The organism is Ectobacillus ponti (assembly GCF_024294785.1).
GTDB classification, from domain to species: Bacteria; Bacillota; Bacilli; order Bacillales; family Bacillaceae_G; genus Ectobacillus; species Ectobacillus ponti.
Map to the genome: position 1 here is coordinate 300226 of NZ_JANCLT010000001.1, position 472 is coordinate 300697.

General features: G+C 60.0%; 1 protein-coding gene. It reads right to left on the reverse strand.

Translation table 11 applies throughout. The features are described from left to right. On the reverse strand, positions 1-472 hold a 472-nt coding region (locus tag NK662_RS01655), incomplete at both ends, for a methyl-accepting chemotaxis protein (protein WP_497717174.1).

The following is a 472-nucleotide window of genomic DNA, read 5'->3' on the forward strand; positions in this document are numbered from 1 at the left end:
CGTCACTTGGCGCACCTGTTCACGCGCATTTGCTGCTCCCTGTGTAACCTCCGCAGCGCTTTGCACCTGTTCCTGTGTTGCCTCTGTCACATGCGCCGCCTGCTCCGTGATATGCTGCATCGCCGCCACCATCGTTGTTGCCTGCTTCGCCTGTTCCACTGTTGCCTCTGTAATCTGGCGCACCTGTTCACGCGCTCCGACAACGCCGCGCACAACCTCTTCTGCCGCATTTGTCAGCTCCTGCGTTGCCAGTGTCACCTGCTCTGCCTGTTCCGTCATGCTGACAATTGCTGCCGCCACGCCTCGGGCCTGCTTCGCCTGCTCTACTGTTGCTTCCGTCACTTGGCGCACCTGTTCACGCGCATTTGCTGCTCCCTGTGTAACCTCTGCAGCACTTTGCACCTGTTCCTGTGTTGCCTCTGTCACATGCGCCGCCTGCTCCGTGATATGCTGCATCGCCGCCACCATCGTT